Origin of the sequence: Nonomuraea sp. NPDC050227, from assembly GCF_044459705.1 — a bacterium.
In the GTDB taxonomy this organism is placed as follows: Bacteria; Actinomycetota; Actinomycetes; order Streptosporangiales; family Streptosporangiaceae; genus Nonomuraea.
The window spans coordinates 429587-449783 of sequence record NZ_JBITJF010000003.1; the positions used below are offsets into that span (position 1 = coordinate 429587).

Annotated in this window: 16 protein-coding genes; 12 read left to right on the top strand and 4 right to left on the bottom strand. The window is 74.2% G+C overall.

The genetic code is table 11. The features are described from left to right. Nucleotides 1–3: 3 nt before the first annotated feature. Genes ACIBK9_RS14320 through ACIBK9_RS14340 form a run of 5 tightly spaced genes read left to right on the top strand, consistent with a single transcriptional unit; the run spans nucleotide 4 to nucleotide 9035 of the window. Nucleotides 4–975, top strand: coding sequence for an enediyne biosynthesis protein (locus ACIBK9_RS14320; RefSeq protein ID WP_357696685.1), 972 nt, complete (start codon nucleotides 4–6; stop codon nucleotides 973–975). After that, on the top strand, nucleotides 972–6674 hold the full coding sequence (locus ACIBK9_RS14325) for a type I polyketide synthase (RefSeq protein ID WP_397158211.1): 5703 nt from the start codon (nucleotides 972–974) through the stop codon (nucleotides 6672–6674). Before ACIBK9_RS14320 ends, ACIBK9_RS14325 begins: the two co-directional genes overlap by 4 nt. A 3-nt stretch (nucleotides 6675–6677) precedes the next feature. Beyond that, nucleotides 6678–7106, top strand: a complete 429-nt coding sequence (locus tag ACIBK9_RS14330; RefSeq protein ID WP_352329445.1) for an acyl-CoA thioesterase — start codon at nucleotides 6678–6680, stop codon at nucleotides 7104–7106. A gap of 22 nt (nucleotides 7107–7128) precedes the next feature. Further along, nucleotides 7129–7668: a flavin reductase family protein gene (locus tag ACIBK9_RS14335; RefSeq protein WP_352329447.1), complete on the top strand. Its 540-nt coding sequence runs from the start codon at nucleotides 7129–7131 to the stop codon at nucleotides 7666–7668. After that, nucleotides 7665–9035 carry a cytochrome P450 gene (locus ACIBK9_RS14340; RefSeq protein WP_397158213.1) on the top strand — a complete coding sequence of 457 codons (1371 nt, stop codon included), beginning with the start codon at nucleotides 7665–7667 and terminating at the stop codon, nucleotides 9033–9035. Before ACIBK9_RS14335 ends, ACIBK9_RS14340 begins: the two co-directional genes overlap by 4 nt. Before the next feature lie 68 nt (nucleotides 9036–9103). Here the strand turns inward: ACIBK9_RS14340 and ACIBK9_RS14345 are convergent, their stop codons facing one another. Then, complete coding sequence (locus tag ACIBK9_RS14345) at nucleotides 9104–9859, bottom strand: AraC family transcriptional regulator (RefSeq protein ID WP_358295129.1); 756 nt, start codon at nucleotides 9857–9859, stop codon at nucleotides 9104–9106. Nucleotides 9860–10078: 219 nt separating this feature from the next. Further along, entirely contained in the window at nucleotides 10079–10930 is an 852-nt protein-coding gene (locus ACIBK9_RS14350; RefSeq protein WP_397158215.1) for a metallophosphoesterase family protein, read from the bottom strand. Between the two features lie 209 nt (nucleotides 10931–11139). On the opposite strand from ACIBK9_RS14350, the gene ACIBK9_RS14355 reads away from it, so the two are divergent. From ACIBK9_RS14355 to ACIBK9_RS14375, 5 genes are read left to right on the top strand one after another with little or no spacing between them, the layout of a single operon-like run. Continuing rightward, nucleotides 11140–11667, top strand: a complete 528-nt coding sequence (locus ACIBK9_RS14355) for a sigma-70 family RNA polymerase sigma factor (protein WP_357982041.1) — start codon at nucleotides 11140–11142, stop codon at nucleotides 11665–11667. Nucleotides 11668–11681: 14 nt separating this feature from the next. Continuing rightward, nucleotides 11682–12242, top strand: coding sequence for a DUF5987 family protein (locus ACIBK9_RS14360; protein WP_352330936.1), 561 nt, complete (start codon nucleotides 11682–11684; stop codon nucleotides 12240–12242). After that, nucleotides 12239–13891: a GMC family oxidoreductase N-terminal domain-containing protein gene (locus ACIBK9_RS14365; protein WP_397158218.1), complete on the top strand. Its 1653-nt coding sequence runs from the start codon at nucleotides 12239–12241 to the stop codon at nucleotides 13889–13891. Before ACIBK9_RS14360 ends, ACIBK9_RS14365 begins: the two co-directional genes overlap by 4 nt. 10 nt (nucleotides 13892–13901) lie before the next feature. Next, the gene (locus tag ACIBK9_RS14370; RefSeq protein ID WP_397158220.1) at nucleotides 13902–14966 is read left to right on the top strand and encodes a carboxymuconolactone decarboxylase family protein; all 1065 of its coding nucleotides are present in this window, start codon (nucleotides 13902–13904) and stop codon (nucleotides 14964–14966) included. A gap of 13 nt (nucleotides 14967–14979) precedes the next feature. Continuing rightward, complete coding sequence (locus ACIBK9_RS14375) at nucleotides 14980–15783, top strand: TIGR03084 family metal-binding protein (protein WP_397158222.1); 804 nt, start codon at nucleotides 14980–14982, stop codon at nucleotides 15781–15783. 134 nt (nucleotides 15784–15917) lie between these two features. Here the strand turns inward: ACIBK9_RS14375 and ACIBK9_RS14380 are convergent, their stop codons facing one another. Next, nucleotides 15918–17420 (bottom strand): benzoate-CoA ligase family protein, encoded by a 1503-nt coding sequence (locus ACIBK9_RS14380; RefSeq protein WP_397158224.1) that lies wholly within the window; start codon nucleotides 17418–17420, stop codon nucleotides 15918–15920. 231 nt (nucleotides 17421–17651) lie between these two features. Here ACIBK9_RS14380 and ACIBK9_RS14385 point away from each other — a divergent pair, with 231 nt between their 5' ends. Continuing rightward, nucleotides 17652–18764 carry a hypothetical protein gene (locus tag ACIBK9_RS14385; RefSeq protein WP_397158226.1) on the top strand — a complete coding sequence of 371 codons (1113 nt, stop codon included), beginning with the start codon at nucleotides 17652–17654 and terminating at the stop codon, nucleotides 18762–18764. Between the two features lie 96 nt (nucleotides 18765–18860). Then, nucleotides 18861–19847 (top strand): helix-turn-helix transcriptional regulator, encoded by a 987-nt coding sequence (locus tag ACIBK9_RS14390; RefSeq protein ID WP_357982062.1) that lies wholly within the window; start codon nucleotides 18861–18863, stop codon nucleotides 19845–19847. A 144-nt stretch (nucleotides 19848–19991) separates the two neighbouring features. Here the strand turns inward: ACIBK9_RS14390 and ACIBK9_RS14395 are convergent, their stop codons facing one another. Next, nucleotides 19992–20162, bottom strand: a complete 171-nt coding sequence (locus tag ACIBK9_RS14395) for a hypothetical protein (RefSeq protein ID WP_397158228.1) — start codon at nucleotides 20160–20162, stop codon at nucleotides 19992–19994. Between the last annotated feature and the right edge of the window lie 35 nt (nucleotides 20163–20197).

Sequence of the window (20197 nt, forward strand, 5' to 3'; positions counted from 1 at the left end):
GGCATGGCCGACAAGACGATCACCCCGCCACGTCACGATCCCAAAGTGATCACGGCGCTGCGCCGGTTCGCGATCTCGATCACCATCTTCAACATCCTCGGCTACACCGTGCTGGGCTTCGAGCAGCCGTGGTCGTGGCCGTTCGTGGCGCTGGCCACCGGCTACACCGTGGAGATCATCCTTGAGGTGATCGGCGCCCGCCAGGAGGGCCGCGCGCCGCGCTTCCTCGGCAACGGGCCGCGCGGGCTGATGGAGTTCCTCTATCCCGCGCACATCACCTCCATCGCGCTCAACATGCTGATCTACGTCAACGACCAGGTGCTGGTCATGATGTTCGGCGTGACCGTCGCGGTGGGCGCCAAGTGGGTGCTCAAGGCGCCGGTGCGCGGGCGGATGCGGCACTTCATGAACCCGTCCAACTTCGGCATCGCGATCATCCTGCTGCTGCTGCCGTGGGCCAGCATCGCGCCGCCGTACCACTTCACGGAGAAGGTCGACAACCCGATCGACTGGATCATCCCGGGGATCATCATCATCGGCGGGACCATGATCAACGGTAAGCTGACCGGCCGCATGTGGCTGATCGGCGGATGGGTGGGCGTCTTCGCCCTCCAGGCCGTGGTGCGCGGGCTGATCATCGACGACATCTCCATCCTCGGCGGGCTGTCGATGATGACCGGGGTGGCGTTCATCCTGTTCACCAACTACATGATCACCGACCCGGGCACGAGCCCGTCCAGACCGCTGTCCCAGGTCGCCTTCGGCGGCGGCGTGGCCGTGGTGTACGGCCTGCTCATGGGGATGAACATCCCGTACGGGATCTTCTTCGCCACGGCGGCGGTCTGCCTGATCCGCGGCGGCTTCCTGTGGGCGCTGCACATCGTGAACAAGGCGCGCGAGCTCGACGCCGCCAGGGTCAGCGCAGCGGCCGCCCAGGCGCTGCAGCACGCGCGGGAAGAGGTCGCGAAGGCATGACGAGGATCGCGATCGTCGGCATGGCCTGCCGGTACCCGGACGCCGCCTCTCCCCGGGAGCTGTGGGAGAACGCGGTGGCCGGCCGCCGGGCCTTCCGCCGGCTCCCGGACGAGCGCATGCGGCTGGAGGACTACTGGGACCCCGATCCCGCAGCGCCGGACCGCTTCTACGCCAAGACCGCCGCGGTCATCGAGGGCTACGCCTTCGACCGGGTGGCACACAAGATCGCCGGCAGCACGTACCGGTCGACCGACCTGGCCCACTGGCTGGCCCTGGACATGGCCGGCCGGGCCCTGGCCGACGCCGGGTTCGCCGGCGGCGAGGGGCTGCCGCGCGAGCGCACCGGGGTCGTCGTGGGCAACACGCTCACCGGCGAGTTCACCCGCGCGAACGTGCTGCGGCTGCGCTGGCCGTACGTGCGGCGCACCCTGGCCGCGGCCCTGAAGGACCAGGGCTGGGACGACGAGCGCCTGGCCGCGTTCCTGGCCGACTACGAGGTGGCCTACAAGAGCCCCTTCCCGCCGGTGGACGAGGACACGCTGGCCGGCGGGCTGTCCAACACGATCGCCGGGCGCATCTGCAACCACTTCGACCTCAACGGCGGCGGCTACACCGTGGACGGCGCCTGCTCCTCGTCCCTGCTGTCGGTGGTGACGGCCGGCAAGGCGCTGGCCGACCACGACGTGGACGTGGCCGTCGCGGGCGGCGTGGACCTGTCCATCGACCCGTTCGAGGTGATCGGGTTCGCCAAGACCGGCGCGCTGGCCAAGAGCGACTTCCGCCTCTACGACCGGCACTCCAACGGCTTCTGGCCCGGCGAGGGCTGCGGCATCGTCGTGCTGATGCGCGAGGAGGACGCGCTGGCCGCCGGGCGGCGGATCTACGCCACGATCGCCGGCTGGGGCGTCTCCTCCGACGGCAAGGGCGGGATCACCCGTCCGGAGGTGAGCGGCTACCTGCTCGCGATGCGCCGCGCGTACGACAAGGCCGGGTTCGGCCCCGAGACCGTCGAGCTGTTCGAGGGCCACGGGACGGGCACGGCGCTCGGCGACGCGACCGAGCTCACGGCCCTGTCGCGGGCCAGGGCCACGGCCGCGCGGCCGGCCGCGGTCGGCTCGATCAAGGGCATGATCGGCCACGCCAAGGCGGCGGCGGGCGTGGCGGGCCTGATCAAGGCGGCCATGGCCGTGCACGAGCAGGTGCTGCCGCCGACCATCGGATGCGTCGACCCGCACCAGGTGCTCACCGACGAGGGCGCCACGCTGCGGGTGCTGCGCACGGCCGAGCCGTGGCCGCAGGGCGCGCCGCTGCGCGCGGCGGTGACCGCCATGGGCTTCGGCGGCATCAACACGCACGTGGTGCTGGAGAACACCGGCCCGCGGCGGCGGGCGTCCAGCCGGGTCAAGGCGCTGGCCGCCGCGTCCCAGGACGCGGAGCTGTTCCTGCTGGACGGCGGCACCTGGGACGAGCTGCGCGGCCTGGTGTCGGAGCTGCTCGACTTCGTGCCCAAGGTGTCCTACGGCCAGCTCGCCGACCTGGCCGCCACGCTGCGCGGGCGGCTACGCGGCCTGCCGTTCCGGGCGGCCGTCGTGGTCTCCTCGCCCGACGACGCCGTACGGCAGCTCACCCGCGTGCTGACGGCGCTGGAGTCCGGCGAGAACGCGCTGTCCACCCCCGACGGCAAGGCGTTCCTCGGCCGAGCCTCGGCACGGCCGCGGATCGGCTTCCTCTTCCCCGGGCAGGGCTCGGGCCGCGGGACCGACGGCGGCGCGCTTGCCAGGCGCTTCGCCGACGTCGCCGAGGTGTACACCACGGCGGCCCTGCCCACCGACGGCGACATGGCGGCCACCGAGGTCGCCCAGCCGCGCATCGTCACCGGCTCGATGGCGGGCCTGCGCGCGCTGTCGCTGCTCGGCATCGAGGCGGACGCGGCCGTCGGGCACAGCCTGGGCGAGCTGTCGGCCCTGCACTGGGCGGGCGCGATGGACGAGGACGCGCTGCTGCGCGTGGCGACCAAGCGCGGCCGGGCGATGCGGGAGCGCAGCGAGCCGGGCACGATGGCCGGCGTGCGGGCCGCGCCGGAGACCGTGCCGGCGCTGGTGGGCGACCTGCCGGTGGTGATCGCCGGGTACAACGGGCCGCTCCAGACCGTCGTCGCCGGGCCGGTGGCGGCGGTGGAGGAGGCCGGCCGCCGGGCCGAGCGCGCCGGGCTCACCTGGACCAGGCTGAACGTCTCGCACGCCTTCCACTCGCCGCTGGTCGCCCCGGCGGCCGAGGCGCTGGCCGGCTACCTGGCGGAGGAGCGGTTCGGGCCGGTCGCCCGGCGGGTCGTCTCCACCGTCACCGGGGACGACCTGGCCGCCGGGACCGACGTCCCGGCGCTGCTGCACCGGCAGATCACCGCGCCCGTGCGGTTCGCCCAGGCGCTGGCCGCCGTGGCCGCGGACGCGGACCTGCTGGTCGAGGTGGGCCCCGGCCGGGTGCTCAGCAGGCTGGCGGCCGAGCTGACCGACGTGCCGGCCGTCGCGCTGGACACCGACAGCGAGTCGCTGGCCGGGCTGCTCGGCGTGGCCGGCGCCGCGCACGTGGCGGGCGTGCCCGTCGCCTGCGAGGAGCTGTTCCACGGGCGGCTGGTCAAGCCGCTGGAGATCGGCGCGGCGTTCTCGTTCTTCGCCAGCCCGGCCGAGCAGGCGCCGCAGGTGCGCGTCAAGGCCGCCGCCCCGCAGCCGGCGGAGCGGGCGGCCGAGCCGGACGGCGGAGCGCGCGGCGGGACGGCGGCGAAGCCCGGCGAGTCCACGGTCGAGCTGCTGCGGCGGCTGGCCGCCGAACGCGCCGAGCTGCCGCTGGAGATGGTGACCGAGGACAGCAAACCGCTGGACGAGCTGCACCTCAGCTCGGTCACCGTCATGCACATCATCGACCAGGCCACCCAGCATCTGGGCGTGCCGGCGGGCATGGCGCCGGCCAACGTCGCCACCGCGACGCTCCAGGAGCTGGGCGAGGCCCTGGACCGGCTGGCCGCGCAGCCGCGCGCGCAGTCGGCCCGGGGCGTGGCGGGCGCGGCGCCGTGGGTGCGCCCGTTCGCCGTGGACCTGGACGAGCAGCCGCGGCCCCGGCGGACGGCCGAGGAGCGCGCGGGGTCGTGGCAGGTGTTCGCGCCCGCCGGTGCGCCCCTGGCGGGGCCGCTGCGCGAGGCACTCGAAGGGGAGAAGATCGGTTCCGGTGTCCTGGTGTGCCTACCCGCGCGGTGCGCGGCCGACGACCTGGAGCAGGCGCTGCTCGGCGCCAAGGCGGCGCTGGCCGGCGGGCCGGGCACCCGGCTCGTCCTGGTCCAGCACGGCCGGGGCGCGGCGGGCCTGGCCAAGACGTTCCACCTGGAGAGCGGCCTGCCCACCACGGTCGTGCACCTGCCGCAGGACGCGCCGCAGGCCGCCGCCTGGGTAGCGGCGGAGGCGGCGGCCACCACGGCCTTCTGCGAGGTGCACTACGACGCCGCCGGCGGGCGGCGGGTGCCGACGCTGCGGGCGCTGCCGTACCGGCAGGAGCGGGCGGAGGAGCCGCTGACCGGCTCCGACGTGCTCCTGGTGACCGGCGGCGGCAAGGGCATCACGGCCGAGTGCGCCATGGCCATGGCGGGTGGGGCGAAGGTGGCCGTGCTCGGCCGCTCCGACCCCGCCCAGGACGAGGAGCTGGCCGCGAACCTGCGGCGCATGGCCGCGACCGGGCTCACCGTCCACTACGCCAGGGCCGACGTCACCGACGCCGCCCAGGTGCGGGCGGCCGTGGCCGCGGCCGAGCAGGCGCTCGGGCCGGTGACCGCCGTCCTGCACGGCGCCGGGCGCAACGAGCCCGAGGGCATCGCCGGGCTGGACATGGACGCCTTCCGCCGCACGTTCGCCCCCAAGGTGGACGGCCTGCGCAACGTGCTGGAGGCGGTCGAGCCCGGACGGCTGCGGCTGCTGGTGACGTTCGGCAGCATCATCGGCCGGGCGGGCCTGCACGGCGAGGGCCACTACGCGACCGCCAACGAGTGGCTGGCCGACCTGACCCGCGAGGCGGGCGAGCGGCACCCCGGCTGCCGGGCGATCTGCATGGAGTGGTCGGTCTGGTCCGAGGTCGGCATGGGCGAGCGGCTGTCGGTCGTGGACCGGCTGGTCGAGCAGGGCATCACGCCGATCCCGGTGGACCGGGGCGTGGAGATCATGCGCCGCCTGGTGAGCGACCCCGACGCGCCCGGCGTCGTGGTGATCAGCGGGCGCACCGAGGGCATCCACACCGTGCGCCGGGAGGAGCCGGAGCTGCCGCTGCTGCGCTTCGTCGGCGCGCCGCTGGTCCGCTACCACGGCGTGGAGCTGGTCAGCGAGGTCGAGGTGAACGCCGGGACCGACCTGTACCTGGCCGATCACCTGCTGGACGGCAACCTGCTGTTCCCGGCGGTGTTCGGGCTGGAGGCCATGGCTCAGGTGGCTTACGCGGCCACCGGCCGTCCCGGAGCGCCCGTCGTGGAGCAGGCGGAGTTCGTCCGGCCGATCATCGTGCCGCCCGACGGGAGCACCACGCTCCGGGTGGCGGCGACGGTCACCGGGCACGACACGGTCGCGGTCGCCATCCGCAGCCAGGAGACCGGCTTCGACGTCGACCACTTCACGGCCGTGCTGCGCCTGGACGCCGGCGCCCCGCCCGCCGGTCCGCCCGAGCAGTCCGGCGACGAGCTGCCGCCGGTCGCGCTGGACCCCGACACCCAGCTCTACGGCGAGGTGCTCTTCCAGGGCAGGCGTTTCCAGCGGCTGCGCCGCTACCACCGGGCCGCGGCCCGCGAGGTGGACGCCGACCTGCAGGTGGCGCAGGAGTGCGACTGGTTCGCCGGGTTCCTCCCGCCGGACCTGCTCCTGGGCGACCCCGGCATGCGGGACGCGCTGATGCACGGCAACCAGGTGTGCGTGCCCGACGCCACCCTGCTGCCGACTGGCATCGAACGCGTGCACCCGGCCGGGGCCGCGCTGTCCGGCGCGGACGAGGTGCGCTACTGCGCCTCCGAGCGGTCCAGGGACGGCGACGCCTACGTCTACGACGTCGCGGTCCGGACGAAGGACGGCGAGGTCGTCGAACGCTGGGAGGGGCTGCGGTTGCAGGCCGTGCGGAAGAAGGGCGGGGCCGGTCCGTGGGCGGCGCCGCTGCTCGGCCCGTACCTGGAGCGCACGCTGGAGGACCTGACGGGCGCGCGGGTCGCGGTCGTCGTGGAGCCGGGCGAGGGCACCGGCGACCTGGCCGTGGCCCGGCTCGGCACGGCAGAAGGCGTGCGGACGGTGTCGGCGCACGTGCCGGGACTGACGGTGTGCGTGGCCGCCCCAGAGCCGCTGTCCTGCGCCGTCGAGCCCGTCACCCCCGCCGGGCCCGGCGACCCGGGCGACCGGGACGACGGGCGGCACGCGCTCGCCGGCGAGATCGCCGCGGCCTCCGGGGAGGACGCGGACACCGCCCGCGCCCGCGCCCGCGCCGCACTCGCCTGCCTGCGCACCGCCGGAACGGCAGCGGGCACGGCGGCGGGCACGGACGCGCCGCTCGCGGTCACCCGGCCCGCGGCCGACGGATGGGTGGTCCTGACCGGCGGCGGCGCGGCCGTGGCCACGCTCGCCACCCGGGTGCACGGCCTGCCCGCCCCCGTCGTCGTCGCGATCCGCACCGAAGGGCGGTCCTAGCCCATGGGCACCTACTACGAGTACCTGCACACGGTCGGCTTCGAGGAGACCAACCTCGTCGGCAACGTCTACTACGTCAACTACCTGCGCTGGCAGGGACGCTGCCGGGAGATGTTCCTCATGGAACGGGCCCGCGACGTGCTCGCCGACCTGCAGGACGACCTCAAGCTGTTCACCCTCAAGGTCGACTGCGAGTTCTTCGCGGAGATCACGGCCTTCGACCAGCTGTCCATCCGGATGCGCCTGATCGAGCTGGCGCAGACGCAGATCGAGTTCGGCTTCGACTACGTCCGGGTCACCCCGGGCGCGCCCGAGGTCCTCGTCGCCCGCGGCAGGCAGCGAGTGGCCTGCATGCGGGGGCCGAACACCAAGACCGCGCCGGCGAGGGTCCCCGAGCCCCTGGTCAGGGCGCTCGAACCGTACCTGGCCTAGAACCCGGACCCAGGAGGTCACCGTGCAACTCCACTCATCGGCCCCGGCGCCGCAGGTCGCGGACGCCAAGGCGCTGCGCGACGCGTTCGGGGCGTTCGCCACCGGCGTCACCGTGATCACCACCGGCGGCGAGGTCCCGCACGCCATGACGGCCAACTCCTTCACCTCGGTCTCGCTCGACCCGCCGCTGCTGCTGGTGTGCGTCGGCAAGGGCGCCGTGATGCACCAGTGCATCACCGCGGCCACGTCGTTCGGGGTGTCGGTGCTGGCCGGGCACCAGGAGGCCGAGGCGCGGCACTTCGCCGACCGCTACCGGCCGCTCGGCCTGGCCCAGTTCGCCGACGTCGAGGTGACGCCGGGCGAGGTCACCGGGGTGCCGCTCATCGCGGGCGCGGCGGCCCGCTTCGAGTGCCGGGTCTGGCGCGCCTACGACGGCGGCGATCACACGATCTTCGTCGGCGAGGTGCTGTCCCTGAGCCGGCGGGACGACTGCGACGGCCTGCTGGTCTACCGGGGCCGTTTCGGCGAGACCTCCCCCGCTCTGCAGGGGGTGTCGGCGTGACCACACTGGGCACCCGCCCGGTGGCGCTGGGCGGCCGCGTGCCGCCCGGCCCGCCGCCCTGGGCGGCGCCCGTCCTGTACCGGCGGCTGGTCGGCGACCGGCTCGCGCTGCTGTCGAAGGCGACCGCCCGGTACGGCGACGCGGTGCGCATGACGATCGGCCCGAAGAGCATCTACCTGTTCAACCATCCCGACCACGCCAAGCACGTCCTGGCCGACAACAGCGGCAACTACCGCAAGGGCATCGGCCTGGCCGAGGCCCGGCGGGTGATCGGCGACGGGCTGCTGACCAGCGACGGCGAGCGGTGGCGGCAGCAGCGCAGGACCATCCAGCCGCTGTTCCAGAACAAGCGGCTGGCCCAGCAGGACACCGTGCTGGCCGAGGAGGCCGGCCGCCTGGTCGAGCGGCTGCGGGCCCGGGTGGGCGGCGGGCCCGTGGACGTGGCCGGGGAGATGACCGGCCTGGCGCTCGGGGTGCTCGGCCGCACCCTGCTCGACGCCGACCTCGGCGCGCACGGCTCGATCGGGCACGCCTTCGAGGGCGTCCAGGACCAGGCCATGTTCGAGATGGTGACGCTGGCCATGGTGCCGTTGTGGCTGCCGCTGCCACTGCACCTGCGGTTCCGCCGGTCCCGGCGGGAGTTGTACCGGGTCGTGGACCTGCTGGTGGCCGAGCGGCTGGCGAACCCGACCGGCGGCGGCGACCTGCTGTCGCTGCTGATCGAGTCCACCGGGCTGCGGAAGGACCCGCGGGCCGCCCGGCAGCGCCTGCGCGAGGAGCTGGTCACGGTGCTGCTGGCCGGGCACGAGACCACGGCCAGCACCCTGTCGTGGGCCTTCCACCTGCTGGACCGGCATCCGGAGGTGCGCGAGCGGGTGCGGGCGGAGGCCGTCTCGGTGCTGGGCGACCGGCCGCCGGTGTACGAGGACCTGCGCAGGCTGACCTACACGGCGGCGGTGCTGGAGGAGGTCATGCGGCTGTACCCGCCGGTGTGGGCGCTGACCCGGGTGGCGCGGGAGGACGACGAGGTGGGCGGGTACCGGGTCCCGGCGGGCGCGGACGTGCTCATCAGCCCGTACACGCTGCACCGGCATCCGGCGTACTGGCGGGAGCCGGACGCGTTCCGTCCCGAGCGGTTCGAGCCGGGCGCGCCCGCCGACCGGCCGCGGTACGCCTACATCCCCTTCGGCGCGGGCCCGCGCTTCTGCGTGGGCAACCACCTGGGGATGATGGAGGCCACGTTCGTGCTGGCGATGGTCACCCGGGAGCTGCGGCTGACCGGGCTGCCCGGCCGGCGGGCGGTCCCGGAGGCCATGTTGTCGCTGCGGGTGCGCGGCGGCCTGCCGATGACGGTGAGCCCGGCCTAGAGACCGGAGGTCACGCAAGGGCCCGCGGACGTCGTCCGCGGGCCCTTCCGCACGTGCCGCCCCTCCTGTCAGGTGTGGGTGTCGGTCCAGGCCAGCAGGTCGCGCAGGGCGAGCAGGACGGGCGGGTCGAGCGCGTTCATGGGACGCAGCCGCAGGTCGGCGCGCTCGCTGCCGCCGCCGCCCACCTCGATCGGCCCGATCCGCGCGATGCACGTCGCGGCGTCCCCCTGGGGCGGGTGGTGCACGGCGTCCTCGCGGAACTCGGCCACGGACTGGGCGATCAGGTACCAGCTGCCCTTGGGCACGTTCTCCAGCACGTACGGGCCGGGCCGGTCGATCAGGGTGAAGCTCGCCGGTCTGCCCTCCAGGATCTGGCCGGGGAACACGCCGGCGAACACCGGCCGGTCGGCCAGCGGCGAGGTCACGACGCCGTGCAGGGTCGCCGCCGGGCCGCCGAACGCGCGCTCGCCGCCGGCCAGGTCCGCCGCCGTGACGCTCAGGAACTGCCGGTACCTGCTCGGCGACAGGCCCACGCTGTGGGTGAAGCGCGAGCTGAAGGTGCCCACGCTGGAGTAGCCGACCTGGTGGCTGATGTGCGTGATGCTGAGCGAGGTGGACACGAGCAGGCGTTTGGCCTCGCGCAGCCGCACCGCGGACAGGAACCGTCCAGGGGACAGCCCGGTCACGCGCTGGAAGACGCGCGAGAAGTGGAACTTGCTGAACATCGCGGTCCGCGCCATGTCGTCAATGGTGAGCTGCTCGCCGTGGTTCTCCTGCATGCTCTCGATGACCCGCAGGACCGCTCGTTCGATGACGTCGTCCATATGGTCTCCCGGAACCCGGAAGCCCTCGGGCGCGCGTCCCCCGTCGATTCTCCGGCCGGAGAATTCCCGGGGGGCGCGACGATTCCTCGGCGCTCCGGATGCATTGCCTTTCGGTTGCCACCTGGTACACGCTCTCGGGCGCGCAGTACGCTGCATGACAAATCGCCCTTTTTTGGGAAATCTTCGGAAATCTCGGCAATTTCTCTGAGAATGCGATTTTTATCGGGCCCATTCGCGGCGGGGGGCCGGCAGCAGTTGCCTGAGCGCCCGGCCGTCGCGGTGGTGCGGACGCCGCTCGTGCGGGTAGCCGAGCGAGACCTCCTCGAAGCGCACCCCGTCGTGCCAGCTCGTGCCCGGGATGTGCAGGTGGCCGTAGACGACCGCGGCGGCGCGGAAGCGCAGGTGCCAGTCGGCCGTCTGCTCGGTGCCGCACCACTGCGCCAGCGCCTGGTGCCGCAGCACGCGGGTGGGGGCGCGCAGCAGCGGGAAGTGGTTGACCAGGACCGTGGGCAGGGCCGGGTCGAGCGCGTCCAGCCGCAGCTCGCTCTCGCGCACCCGGGCCCGGCACCACGCCTGCCTGCTGGGATAGGGCTCGGGATGCAGCAGGAACTCGTCCCTGCACACCACCCCCTGTTCGCGGGCCAGGCCGAGCGCCTGCTCCCGGGTGGTGCCGGGCGGGCGGAAGCTGTAGTCGTACAGCAGGAACAGCGGGACGACGGCCACCGGGCCGCCCTCCCCCGTCCAGACCGCGTACGGGTCCTCGGGCGTGAGCACGCCGAGACGCCGGCAGATCTGCACCAGGCGCCGGTAGCGCTCCTCGCCGCGCAGGCCGGGGTCGCCGGGCGTGGTCCACAGCTCGTGGTTGCCCGGGGCCCACACCACCTTGGCGAAGCGCTCGGCGAGCAGGCCGAGCGTGCGCTCGAAGGCGTCCAGCCGCTCGGCGACGTCCCCCGCCACCAGCAGCCAGTCGTCCGCGGTGCGCGGGCGCAGCTCCTCGACGGCCGCCCAGTTCTCGGGAAATCCGACATGGAGGTCGCTGATCGCCAGTAATGCCGCACCGGAGGCGCTCACGCCGCGAGCGTATGCGCGCGAGAACGACCGGGAAGCGTACGGCGAGAAAAACAGGGGTCCCGTAGGGGCGAATAGGGGGTGGCGGCGGAGCCTTTGTGGATAAGGGCGCGGGGGCGTCCGTTAGGGGTTGTTGCGGCGCACCGCGCATTCAATTCTGAGCATGCCGAAGAAAGCGGAAATTGCACGGCCGTGTTCCGGGGGTGAGGGTGATGGCCGATGTACGGGGGCAGGAATTCGCTGATTTCGCGCGGGAGGCCAGGCCCATGCTGCGCCGGGTGGCCTTCCGGCTCTCCGACGACTGGCACGAGGCCGACGACCTCGTCCAGCGCACTCTGCTGGCGCTGCACCGGCACTGGGACGGCCTCGACCGGCGCGACCGCGCCGAGGCGTACGCGCGGCAGATCATGCGGCGGCTGCTCATCAGCGACCGCAGGTCGCTGCGCTGGTCGCGGGAGGTGCTCAGCGGCGCGCCGCCCGACGCGGCCGCGGCGCTGGACCCCTACGACCTGGTGGGCGAGCGCATCGTGCTGATGGGCGCGCTGGCCAGGCTCGGGCCGCGGCAGCGGGCGACGATCTTCTTCCGGTTCTGGGAGGGGCGCAGCGCCGAGGACACCGCCCGGGTCATGGGCAACGAGTCCTCCACGGTCCGCAGCCAGACCGTCAGGGCGCTGAGCACCCTGCGGGCCGCGCTGGCGCGCACCGACCCCGCCGACCGTACCGACCGAAAGCCGACCTGAACGAGGGAGTACCCATGGGTCCACTGCTCTACGAGACGAGGGTGGAGACGCTGGAGGCGCTCGCGGACACCATCGTGCCCGGCCCCAAGCGCGGTCCGGACGACCGGGCGGTGGCGGGCATGAGCCCGACGGGCGGCGCGGTCGCGGCCGGCGCCGTCGAGCTGCTGGAATGGGACGCCACCGGCGTCACCGAGGGCCTGGACGACTACGCCCGCTCGCTGAACGAGCACGCCCGCGCCCACGCCGACCAGCACGGCATCGTGCTGGAGGAGGGCGTGCCGGCGTTCGTGGCCCTGCCGTTCGAGGAGCGCGGCGCGCTGGTGCGCACGCTGACCGCGCCCGGCCACCCGGAGAAGGCGCTGTGGGTGCTGCTGGTGCTGTTCTGCTACATGGCCTACGACTCCGCCGCCCACCTGCACACCGCCGACGCCATCAGGGCCGGGCATCCCGGCCTGACCGCCATGGGCATCGCCCCGCCGGACGCGGACGGGCTCTGGCGCTTCCCCGCCTACTCCTACGGCCGTCCCCTCGCCGACCTCCACCCGGACACGACAGCTTCAGGGAGCCCCGCATGAACGGCGTCGAACGCACCGACGTGCTGGTGATCGGCAGCGGCTTCGGCGGCGCGATCCCCGCCTACCACCTGGCCGCCGGCGGCGCCGACGTGGTCATGCTGGAGCGCGGCCCGTGGCTGGAGTCGGCCGACTACGAGCACGACTTCAAGCTGGGCTCGTCCTACACCCGCATCTTCGACTTCACCGTCGGCGACGGCATGAGCGTGCTGGGCGGCAACTGCGTGGGCGGCGGCAGCGTGGTCTACTTCGCGGCCATGCCGCGCGCGCCGCGCTTCGTCTTCGAGCGCCGCGGCAGCATCAAGCGCCGCATGTGGCCGGCCGCGATCAGCCGCGACACCCTCGACCCCTGGTACGACCGGGTCGCCGAGTCGATCTCCATCACCCAGCAGGGCTGGGAGGACGTCTCCTACTCCGGCGGCCTGTGGGCGGCGGCCTGCCGGCACGCGGGCCGCACCGCCAACCCCGTGCCCGCGGCCGTGGACACCGGATCCTGCGTCAACTGCAACTGGATGATGGCCGGCTGCCGGTTCGACGCCAAGCAGTCGCTGCTGGTCAACTACCTGCCGGCGGCGCTCGCCCACGGCGCCCGGATCCGGCCGCTGCACGAGGTGCAGAGCATCGAGCGCACGCACGACGGCTCCTACCGGGTGCACTACAAGATCGTCCATGGCGAGGACTACCGCCTGACCGAGGGCGAGGGCACAATCGAGGCCAAGGTGGTGGTCCTCGCCGCCGGCGCCGCCGCCACGCCGGTCATCCTGCAGCGCAGCGAGGCCGCGCTCGGCGCGATGCCGCACGCCGTGGGCCGCTACTTCTCCGGCAACGGCGAGCGGCTCAACACCGCCGTGCTGAACGAGGAGCGCGTGCGCGAGGTGCTGGGCCTGGAGCGCGGCGACGGCCTGGCGTACGCGGCCAACCAGATCGGCAAGGGCCCGACGGTGGCCAACTGGGACCGGCTGGACGGCTCGCTGCCCGAGTACACCCGCTACTCGCTGGAGCAGCTCTACTTCCCGCCCGGCCTGGGCACCATCCTCGCGCTGGCCGGCGGCCCCGACCCGGCGTGGTTCGGGCTGCGCAAGAAGGAGATGCTGGAACGCTGGCGGTCCTGGCTGATCATCTTCCAGATGATCGAGGACGACAACGAGGGCGTCTTCGGGCCGCCGCCCGTGCGCGGCAACGCCGACCGGGTGTCCCAGCAGATGCTGGGCGTCGGCCGGCTGTCGTACAAGCCGACCGCGAACACCTCGGCCGCCTGGGCGATGGCCGACGCCGAGTGCAAGGAGATCCTGGAGCACGACGGGCTGGCCACGGTGACGCCGTGGACGAACGACCTGGTCGGCGCGTACACGGTGCATCCGCTGGCCTCGTGCCGGATCGGCGACGACCCGTACACCTCGGCGCTGGACGACGGGCACGAGCTGCGCGGGCACCCGGGGATCTTCGTCACGGACGGCTCGGCCGTGCCGGGCGCGCTGACCGTCAACCCGGCGATGACCATCTCCGCGCTGGCCGAGCGGGCCGTGCCGGGCATCGTCAGGGCCGCGCGGGAGCGGGGCGTGCAGGTCTCCTACGGCGCGCCCGCCCCGGACGGCTCCACCGCCGGCCGCCGGGCCACCGCGTCGCTGGCCGCCGCCGCGCTGCGCGGTTAGGGCGCCGGCGATGGGACGGCTGCTCAGCCGGATGACGGCGCCCGGCGCGCTCGCCCAGGTGCGGCACGTCCGCCCGGTGCGGCCGGGCGCCGCCCGCGGCCTGGTGGCCCGGGTGTACGAGCAGGTCGAGCGGGACTTCGGCATGCTCGCGCCGCCGGTGGCCCTGCACTCCCCCGCGCCGCGCGCCCTGGCCGCGTGCTGGCTGGTCCTGCGCGAGTCGCTGCTGGCCGCAGGGGCGGCCGGGCGGGTGGCCGGGGAGCTGGTGGCGCGGGAGGTCTCGGCCGGCAACGCCTGCCCGTACTGCGTGGACGTGCACGGCGCGACCCTGCGCGCGCTGACCCCCGCCGATCCCGGGCTGCGGCCGCTGGCCGCCTGGGCCAGGGCGAGCGCCGCCCCCGGGGCCGGCGGGCCGCCGGTGACGGGGGCGGCGGCCGTGGAGCTCGTGGCGGTCGCGGTGACCTTCCAGTACCTCAACCGCATGGTCAACGTGTTCCTCGGCGACTCGCCGCTGCCGCCGGAGCTGCCGGGCGCGGCGCGCGGGCCCGCGCTGCGGGTGTTCGGCGCGCTCATGCGGCCCGCCGCGCGGCGGCCCGCGGCCCCCGGCGGCTCGCTGGGCCTGCTGCCCGGCGCGCCGCTGCCGGACGACCTGGCCTGGGCGGGCGGCGTCCCGCGGCTCGGGGAGGCGTTCGCCAGGGCCGCGGCGGCGATCGAGGAGGGCGGCGCGCGGCGGCTGCCCGTCCCGGTCCGCGAGCTGGTCGCCGAGCGGGTGTCCGGCTGGGACGGCGTCCCGCCCGGCCCCGGCAGCGGCTGGGCCGGTCAGGCCGCCGCCGCGCTGCCGCCCGCGCAGCGTCCGGCCGCCCGGCTGGCGCTGCTGACCGCGCTGGCCTCCCACCAGGTGGACGCGCGCACGGTCGGCGAGTTCCGGGCCGCGACGCCGGGCCCGGCCGCGCTCGCCGACGCCGACGCCGCGCTCGTCGAGGCGGCCTCCTGGGCGGCCATGACCGCCGCCCGCCGGACCGGCGTCTGGTCCGGGCTGCCCGCCACCCCGCTTCCGACCGCATCGACAGCCGACTGAAAGGAACGAGGACGTGACCGAGCTAGAGGTAGTGCTCGACGACCTGGCGGCCGACGGCGACCAGCTCGACGCGCTGGTGTCGGGCCTGGACGCCCAGCAGTGGAAGCTGCCCACCCCCGCGCCGGGCTGGACGATCGCCGACCAGATCGCCCACCTGGCCTTCATCTTCCGCCTGGCCACCGCCGCCGCCACCGACGCGGAGGCGTTCGCGGCCATGACGGCCGGCGCGGAGAAGAACTTCGACGGCGCGGTGAACGCCGCGCTCAAGGCGTTCGAGAACGACTCGCCGGACACGCTGCTGGCCAAGTGGCGGGCCGGACGGTCGGAGGTGCACGCCGGTCTGGCCGCCGTGCCCGCGGGCGAGGTCGTGCCGTGGCTGGTCAACCCGCTGCCGCCGATCGTGCTGGCGTGCGCGGGCATCATGGAGACCTTCGCCCACGGGCAGGACGTCGCCGACGCGCTGGGCGTGCGGCTGGAGCGCACGGACCGGCTGCGGCACCTGGTCGTCTTCGCGGTGCTCACCCGGGACTTCGGCTACCTGTCGCGCGGGCTGACCCCGCCGGCCGAGGAGTTCCGCTTCGAGATCACCGGCCCCTCCGGCGAGGTGTGGGCCTACGGCCCCGAGGACGCCGCCCAGCGGATCAGCGGACCGGCCGAGGACTTCTGTCTGCTGGTGACCAGGCGGCGGCACCGCGCCGACGTGGCGGTCACGGCGACCGGCGCCGAGGCCGACCGCTGGCTGGACATCGCGCAGGCCTACCGCGGACCGGCGGGCGCCGGCCGGCGTCCCGGCCAGTTCGCCCGCGCCGGCGTCTGAGAACCGGCGTCCGACAGGCGGCGTCCGAGAAGCGGCGTCTGACAGGCCGCCTCTGAGAAGCGGTGCCTGAGAAGCCTTCCCGAACCGCGGGCGCGCCCGTCCGGAACTCCCCCAGTCCCGGGCGCGCCCGCTTCTCACGTCCCGACCTCCAGCGCGCGGCGGTCCACCTTGCCCGAGGCCGTCTGCGGCAGGCGCTCCACGAACGTGATCCGCCGGGGGAACTTCTGGGCCGCCAGCCGGGCCCGGACGAACGCCTTCAGCTCGGCCGCCTCGACCGCCGCCGAGGTCACCACGTACGCGTGCGGCCGGGTGAGGCCGCGCAGCTGATACCCGACCACCGCGCACTCGACCACGGCCGGGTGCTCGCGCAGGCAGTTCTCGATCTCGGCCGGCGCGACCCAGGACCCGCCCACCTTCAGCAGGTCGTCGGCCCGTCCCCGGTAGCGGAAGTAGCCGTCGGCGTCCCTGGTGACCAGGTCGCCCGAGCGCACGGTCCGCCCGCCCACGAACGTGCTCGCGGTCCGCTCCGGGTCCTGCCAGTACTCCAGCGCGACGGCGTCGCCGGTGATCTCCAGCCGTCCGGTCTCGCCGTCGGGGACCTCCTGCCCCTCGGGGTCCACGACGCGGGCGCGGTAGCCGGGGACGACCTGGCCGAGCGTGCCGGGCCGGACCCGTCCCGGGCGGTTGGACAGGAAGATGTGGTACGCCTCGGAGGAGCCGAGCCCGTCCACCACCTCCACGCCGAAGGTGTCGCTCCAGCGGCGGTGCAGCTCCGGGGGCAGCGCCTCGCCCGCCGACGTGCACAGCCGCAGGCAGCTCAGGTCCTGCCGGCCGGCGTCGGGGTGGGCGAGCATGGCGCTCATCATCGTGGGCACGTTCACCAGGACCGTGGGCCGGTGCTCGGCGATCAGCTCGAAGATCGTCTCGACCCGGCTGCGCTCGGGGAAGATCACGCCGGCCGCGCCGACGCCGAAGGGGAACAGGGCGGTCAGGTCGCGGGCGTAGCCGAAGAACAGTTTGGGCACGGGCAGGACCACGTCGTCCGGGCGCAGGTCCAGCACGCCGCGGGCGTAGGAGTCGAAGCTGACGTGCGGGCTCCTGGCGGGTAGCACGCAGGCGCGCGGCGCGCCGGTGCTGCCGGTGGTGAACTTCCACAGCGCCACGTCCCCGGCGGCGACCGGCACCGGGTCCAGGCGCGCCTCCTGCGCGCCGACCAGGGTGTCGAAGTGGTGCTCGCCGGGGCGCAGCAGGTGGCGCGGCACGCCGGTGACGAGCAGACCGGTCAGCCCCGCCGCGCGCAGGCTCTCCAGCGCCGACGGCCCCGCCACCACCAGGCGCGGACGGGCGTAGCCGGCGAAGTAGCGGTAGTCCTTGGGCCGCAGGAACGTGTAGACCTCGGCGGTGACCGCGCCGATCTTCTGGGCGCCGTACCAGGTGGCGACCGACTCCACGCTGTCGTCGGCGGCGATGAGCACCCGGTCGCCGCGGCGGACGCCGAGCTCGCGCAGCGCATTGCCGGCGCGGTCGGCCAGGGCACGCAGCGTCGCGTAGTCGACGCGGCCCTGGCGGGTGACGAGCGCGGTCCTGGCGCCGTCGGCGCGGTCGAGGAATCGGGCGGCGATGTTGAAAGAGTCCATGACATGCCTTCTCGCTGCTCTGCTCGCGGGCTGGTTCCGCCTTCCACGGTGCCGGGCGCGGGCCGTCCGCAGGGGGTCGGGAGGCGTCAGCAAGCTGGCGGTCGTGGCAGCTTGCTGACGGGTTTCTCCCGGATTGCGGGATGGCCGCCGCGGCGTTGACGGGCCCGCCGGGCCGCGCGTGTACTGGGGATGCGGCGGCCGCGACGGCCGTCGCGCTGCGGAGGAGAAGCGATGGCATCCACGCCCGCGGGCTCGTGGCCGGTGACGGAGACGACCGGTGAGGCGCCCGGTGACACGACCGGTGACATGACCGGTGACATGACCGGTGAGACGGCCGGTGAGACGGCGGCCGCGCCGATGGCCGCGCCGATGGCCGCGCCGATGGCCGACTGCCTCGGCGGCGCCGTCCATCTGGCCTGCGCCGAATCCCCGCAGGACGAGCTCGCCGTCATCGTCGCCGGGTTCGCCGGCTACGAGGCCCAGAGCCGGGCGCGGGCCCTGGCCCGGCTCGCCGCCCTGCGCCGCCTGCGCCGCCTGCGCCGCCTGCCCGGCGACGGCCCCCGGCCCGCGTGGACGGGTACGGAGCTGCGCCTGTCGGACTTCGTCGCCGACCCGCCCGCGAGCCTGCGGCGGCACGTGCCCGGCACCGGCCTGCTCAGCGGGCGGCGCTACCGGCTGCCCGTCGAGGTGGTGTGGACGGGCGGGCACGAATGCCTGATCGAGCCGGCCACGAGCGGCGTGGTGGACAGCGGCGTGCCGGAGGCGATCGCCGAGGTGGTCGCCCACGACGTGGTGGCGCGCTGGTGGGCCGAGCCGCGCGAGCCGCTGCTGCGGGTCTCCGGCTCGCTGGACCGTCTGCTGCCGCCCGGCGTGACGGCCGCGGCCTCGGGGCTGGGGCTGCGGATGTCGGCGTTCGTGTTGTCGGTGCCCGATCTCCGGGTCGCCCTGGTGACCGTCGGCGGCGAGGGCGCGACGCTGGCCGCGGCGGCCGGCCGTACCGTGAAGTCGGCCGTGTGCGAGGCGTTCCTGCGCGCGATGGCGGCCAGGGCGCAGCCGTGGAGCACGCTGGAGCTGCCCGACTGCCTGCGCCGGTTCGCGGTGTGGCAGCGGGAGGGCGACTACGCCGCCCATCTGGAGCGCCTGGCCGTCGACGCCGATCCGCGGCTGGTGGACGAGGTGAGCGGGCTGCGTCCGTCCGGCTGGCCGGAGATCGCCGCGCGCCGGTTCGGGCACGAGCCGGTCGCCGTGCGGGCCGGCGGCGAGGTCGTCAAGGTGTTGTGCCCGGGGGCCGCGTGCTACCGGGCCGCGTCCGGGGCCACCGTGCTGCCCTGTCCCGTGCCCTGACCTCCGCGGACACCGCAACCTGCGAGGAGCGCCGGCCGTCCGGATTCCGATAATGGAAGTGCAAGCTCCGGCCGCCGAACCCCCGGGAGGTGGGGCGTGGATCTGTCCGTCATTGGAGTCACCCCCGAAGCGGAGGCGGTCTACCGCTATTTCCTGCGCCATCGGGGCGAGAGCGTCGGCTCGGTGCCCGAGGCCCTGGACCTCGATCCCGAGACGGTGGAGTCGGCGGTGGAGACGCTCGACCGGCTCGCCATGCTCGACCTGAACGACCGCCACCGGGTCACCGCGACCGAGCCGCGGATCGCCATCGAGCGTCTGGTCGAGCAGCGCCTGGAGGAGCTGAACGCGGAGATCCGCCGGGTGTTCGGCGCCCGCGACGCCATCTCCAGCTTCCTGGAGGACAAGCGGGAGGGCGACCGCTCCAACGCGGTGCTGGACATCGAGCGGGTGGAGAGCGGCGCGCGGGTCCGCCAGCGCCTGGACGACCTGGCCTTCTTCTCCTACAAAGAGACGCTCTGCCTGCACCCGGGCGGGCCGTTCAACGAGGTGATGATCGAGTCGGCGCTGCCGCTCGACACGCGCTCGCTGCGGCGCGGCCTGGCCCTGCGCGAGATCTTCCACCCCAAGGCGCTGGAGGACCAGCGCATGGTGTCGTACCTGCGCGAGCTGGCGCACCTGGGCGCCGAGATCCGCGTCACCGACCAGCCGATGGACCGCATGCTCATGTACGACCGCAGCGTGGCCGTCGTCCCGATCGATCCCAAGGCGCACTCCACGGGCGCGCTGCTGGTCCGCGAGCCGGGCCTGATCTCGCAGCTCGTCATCTACTTCGAGGGCCTGTGGAAGGCGGCCGTGCCGCTGGCCGACCACCTCGACCCGCCCGGCGAGGAGCCGACGCTGTCGAAGATGGAGCAGCGGGTGCTGGCGGTCATGGCCACGGCCGACAAGGACGAGATCGCCGCCAGGGAGCTGGACATCTCGGTGCGCACCTACCGCCGTTACGTCGCCGACCTGATGGCCAGGCTCGGCGCGGTCAACCGTTTCCAGGCCGCGCTGCGCGCCAAGGAGGAGAACTGGATCTGACGCGTTTCTTCCGTCGTTTCTCGCCGGACGGCATGACGAACCCCCGCGACCCGGTCGCGGGGGTTCTCTCGTGTTCGGCCTTTGTCTATGGGCAGACCTCCTCGGGGAAATTCACGGTCAATTCCTTTCCGGTGTCGGGGCTTTTTACGGCCAGGTGTTGCCCTGCGGGGAGGGCAGCGGGGTGGGCAGCGGCCAGGTGTTGCCGTCAGTGCCGGCCGGCGCGGGCCAGGTGTTGCCGTCCGCCTGCGGCACCACCGTGTCGGCGGCAGCGGCGGCGGCCTGCGCGGCGGTGGCGCCGACGGCCCAGAGGAGCATTCCGGAGACAATCGCGATAATCCACTGGGAAATCC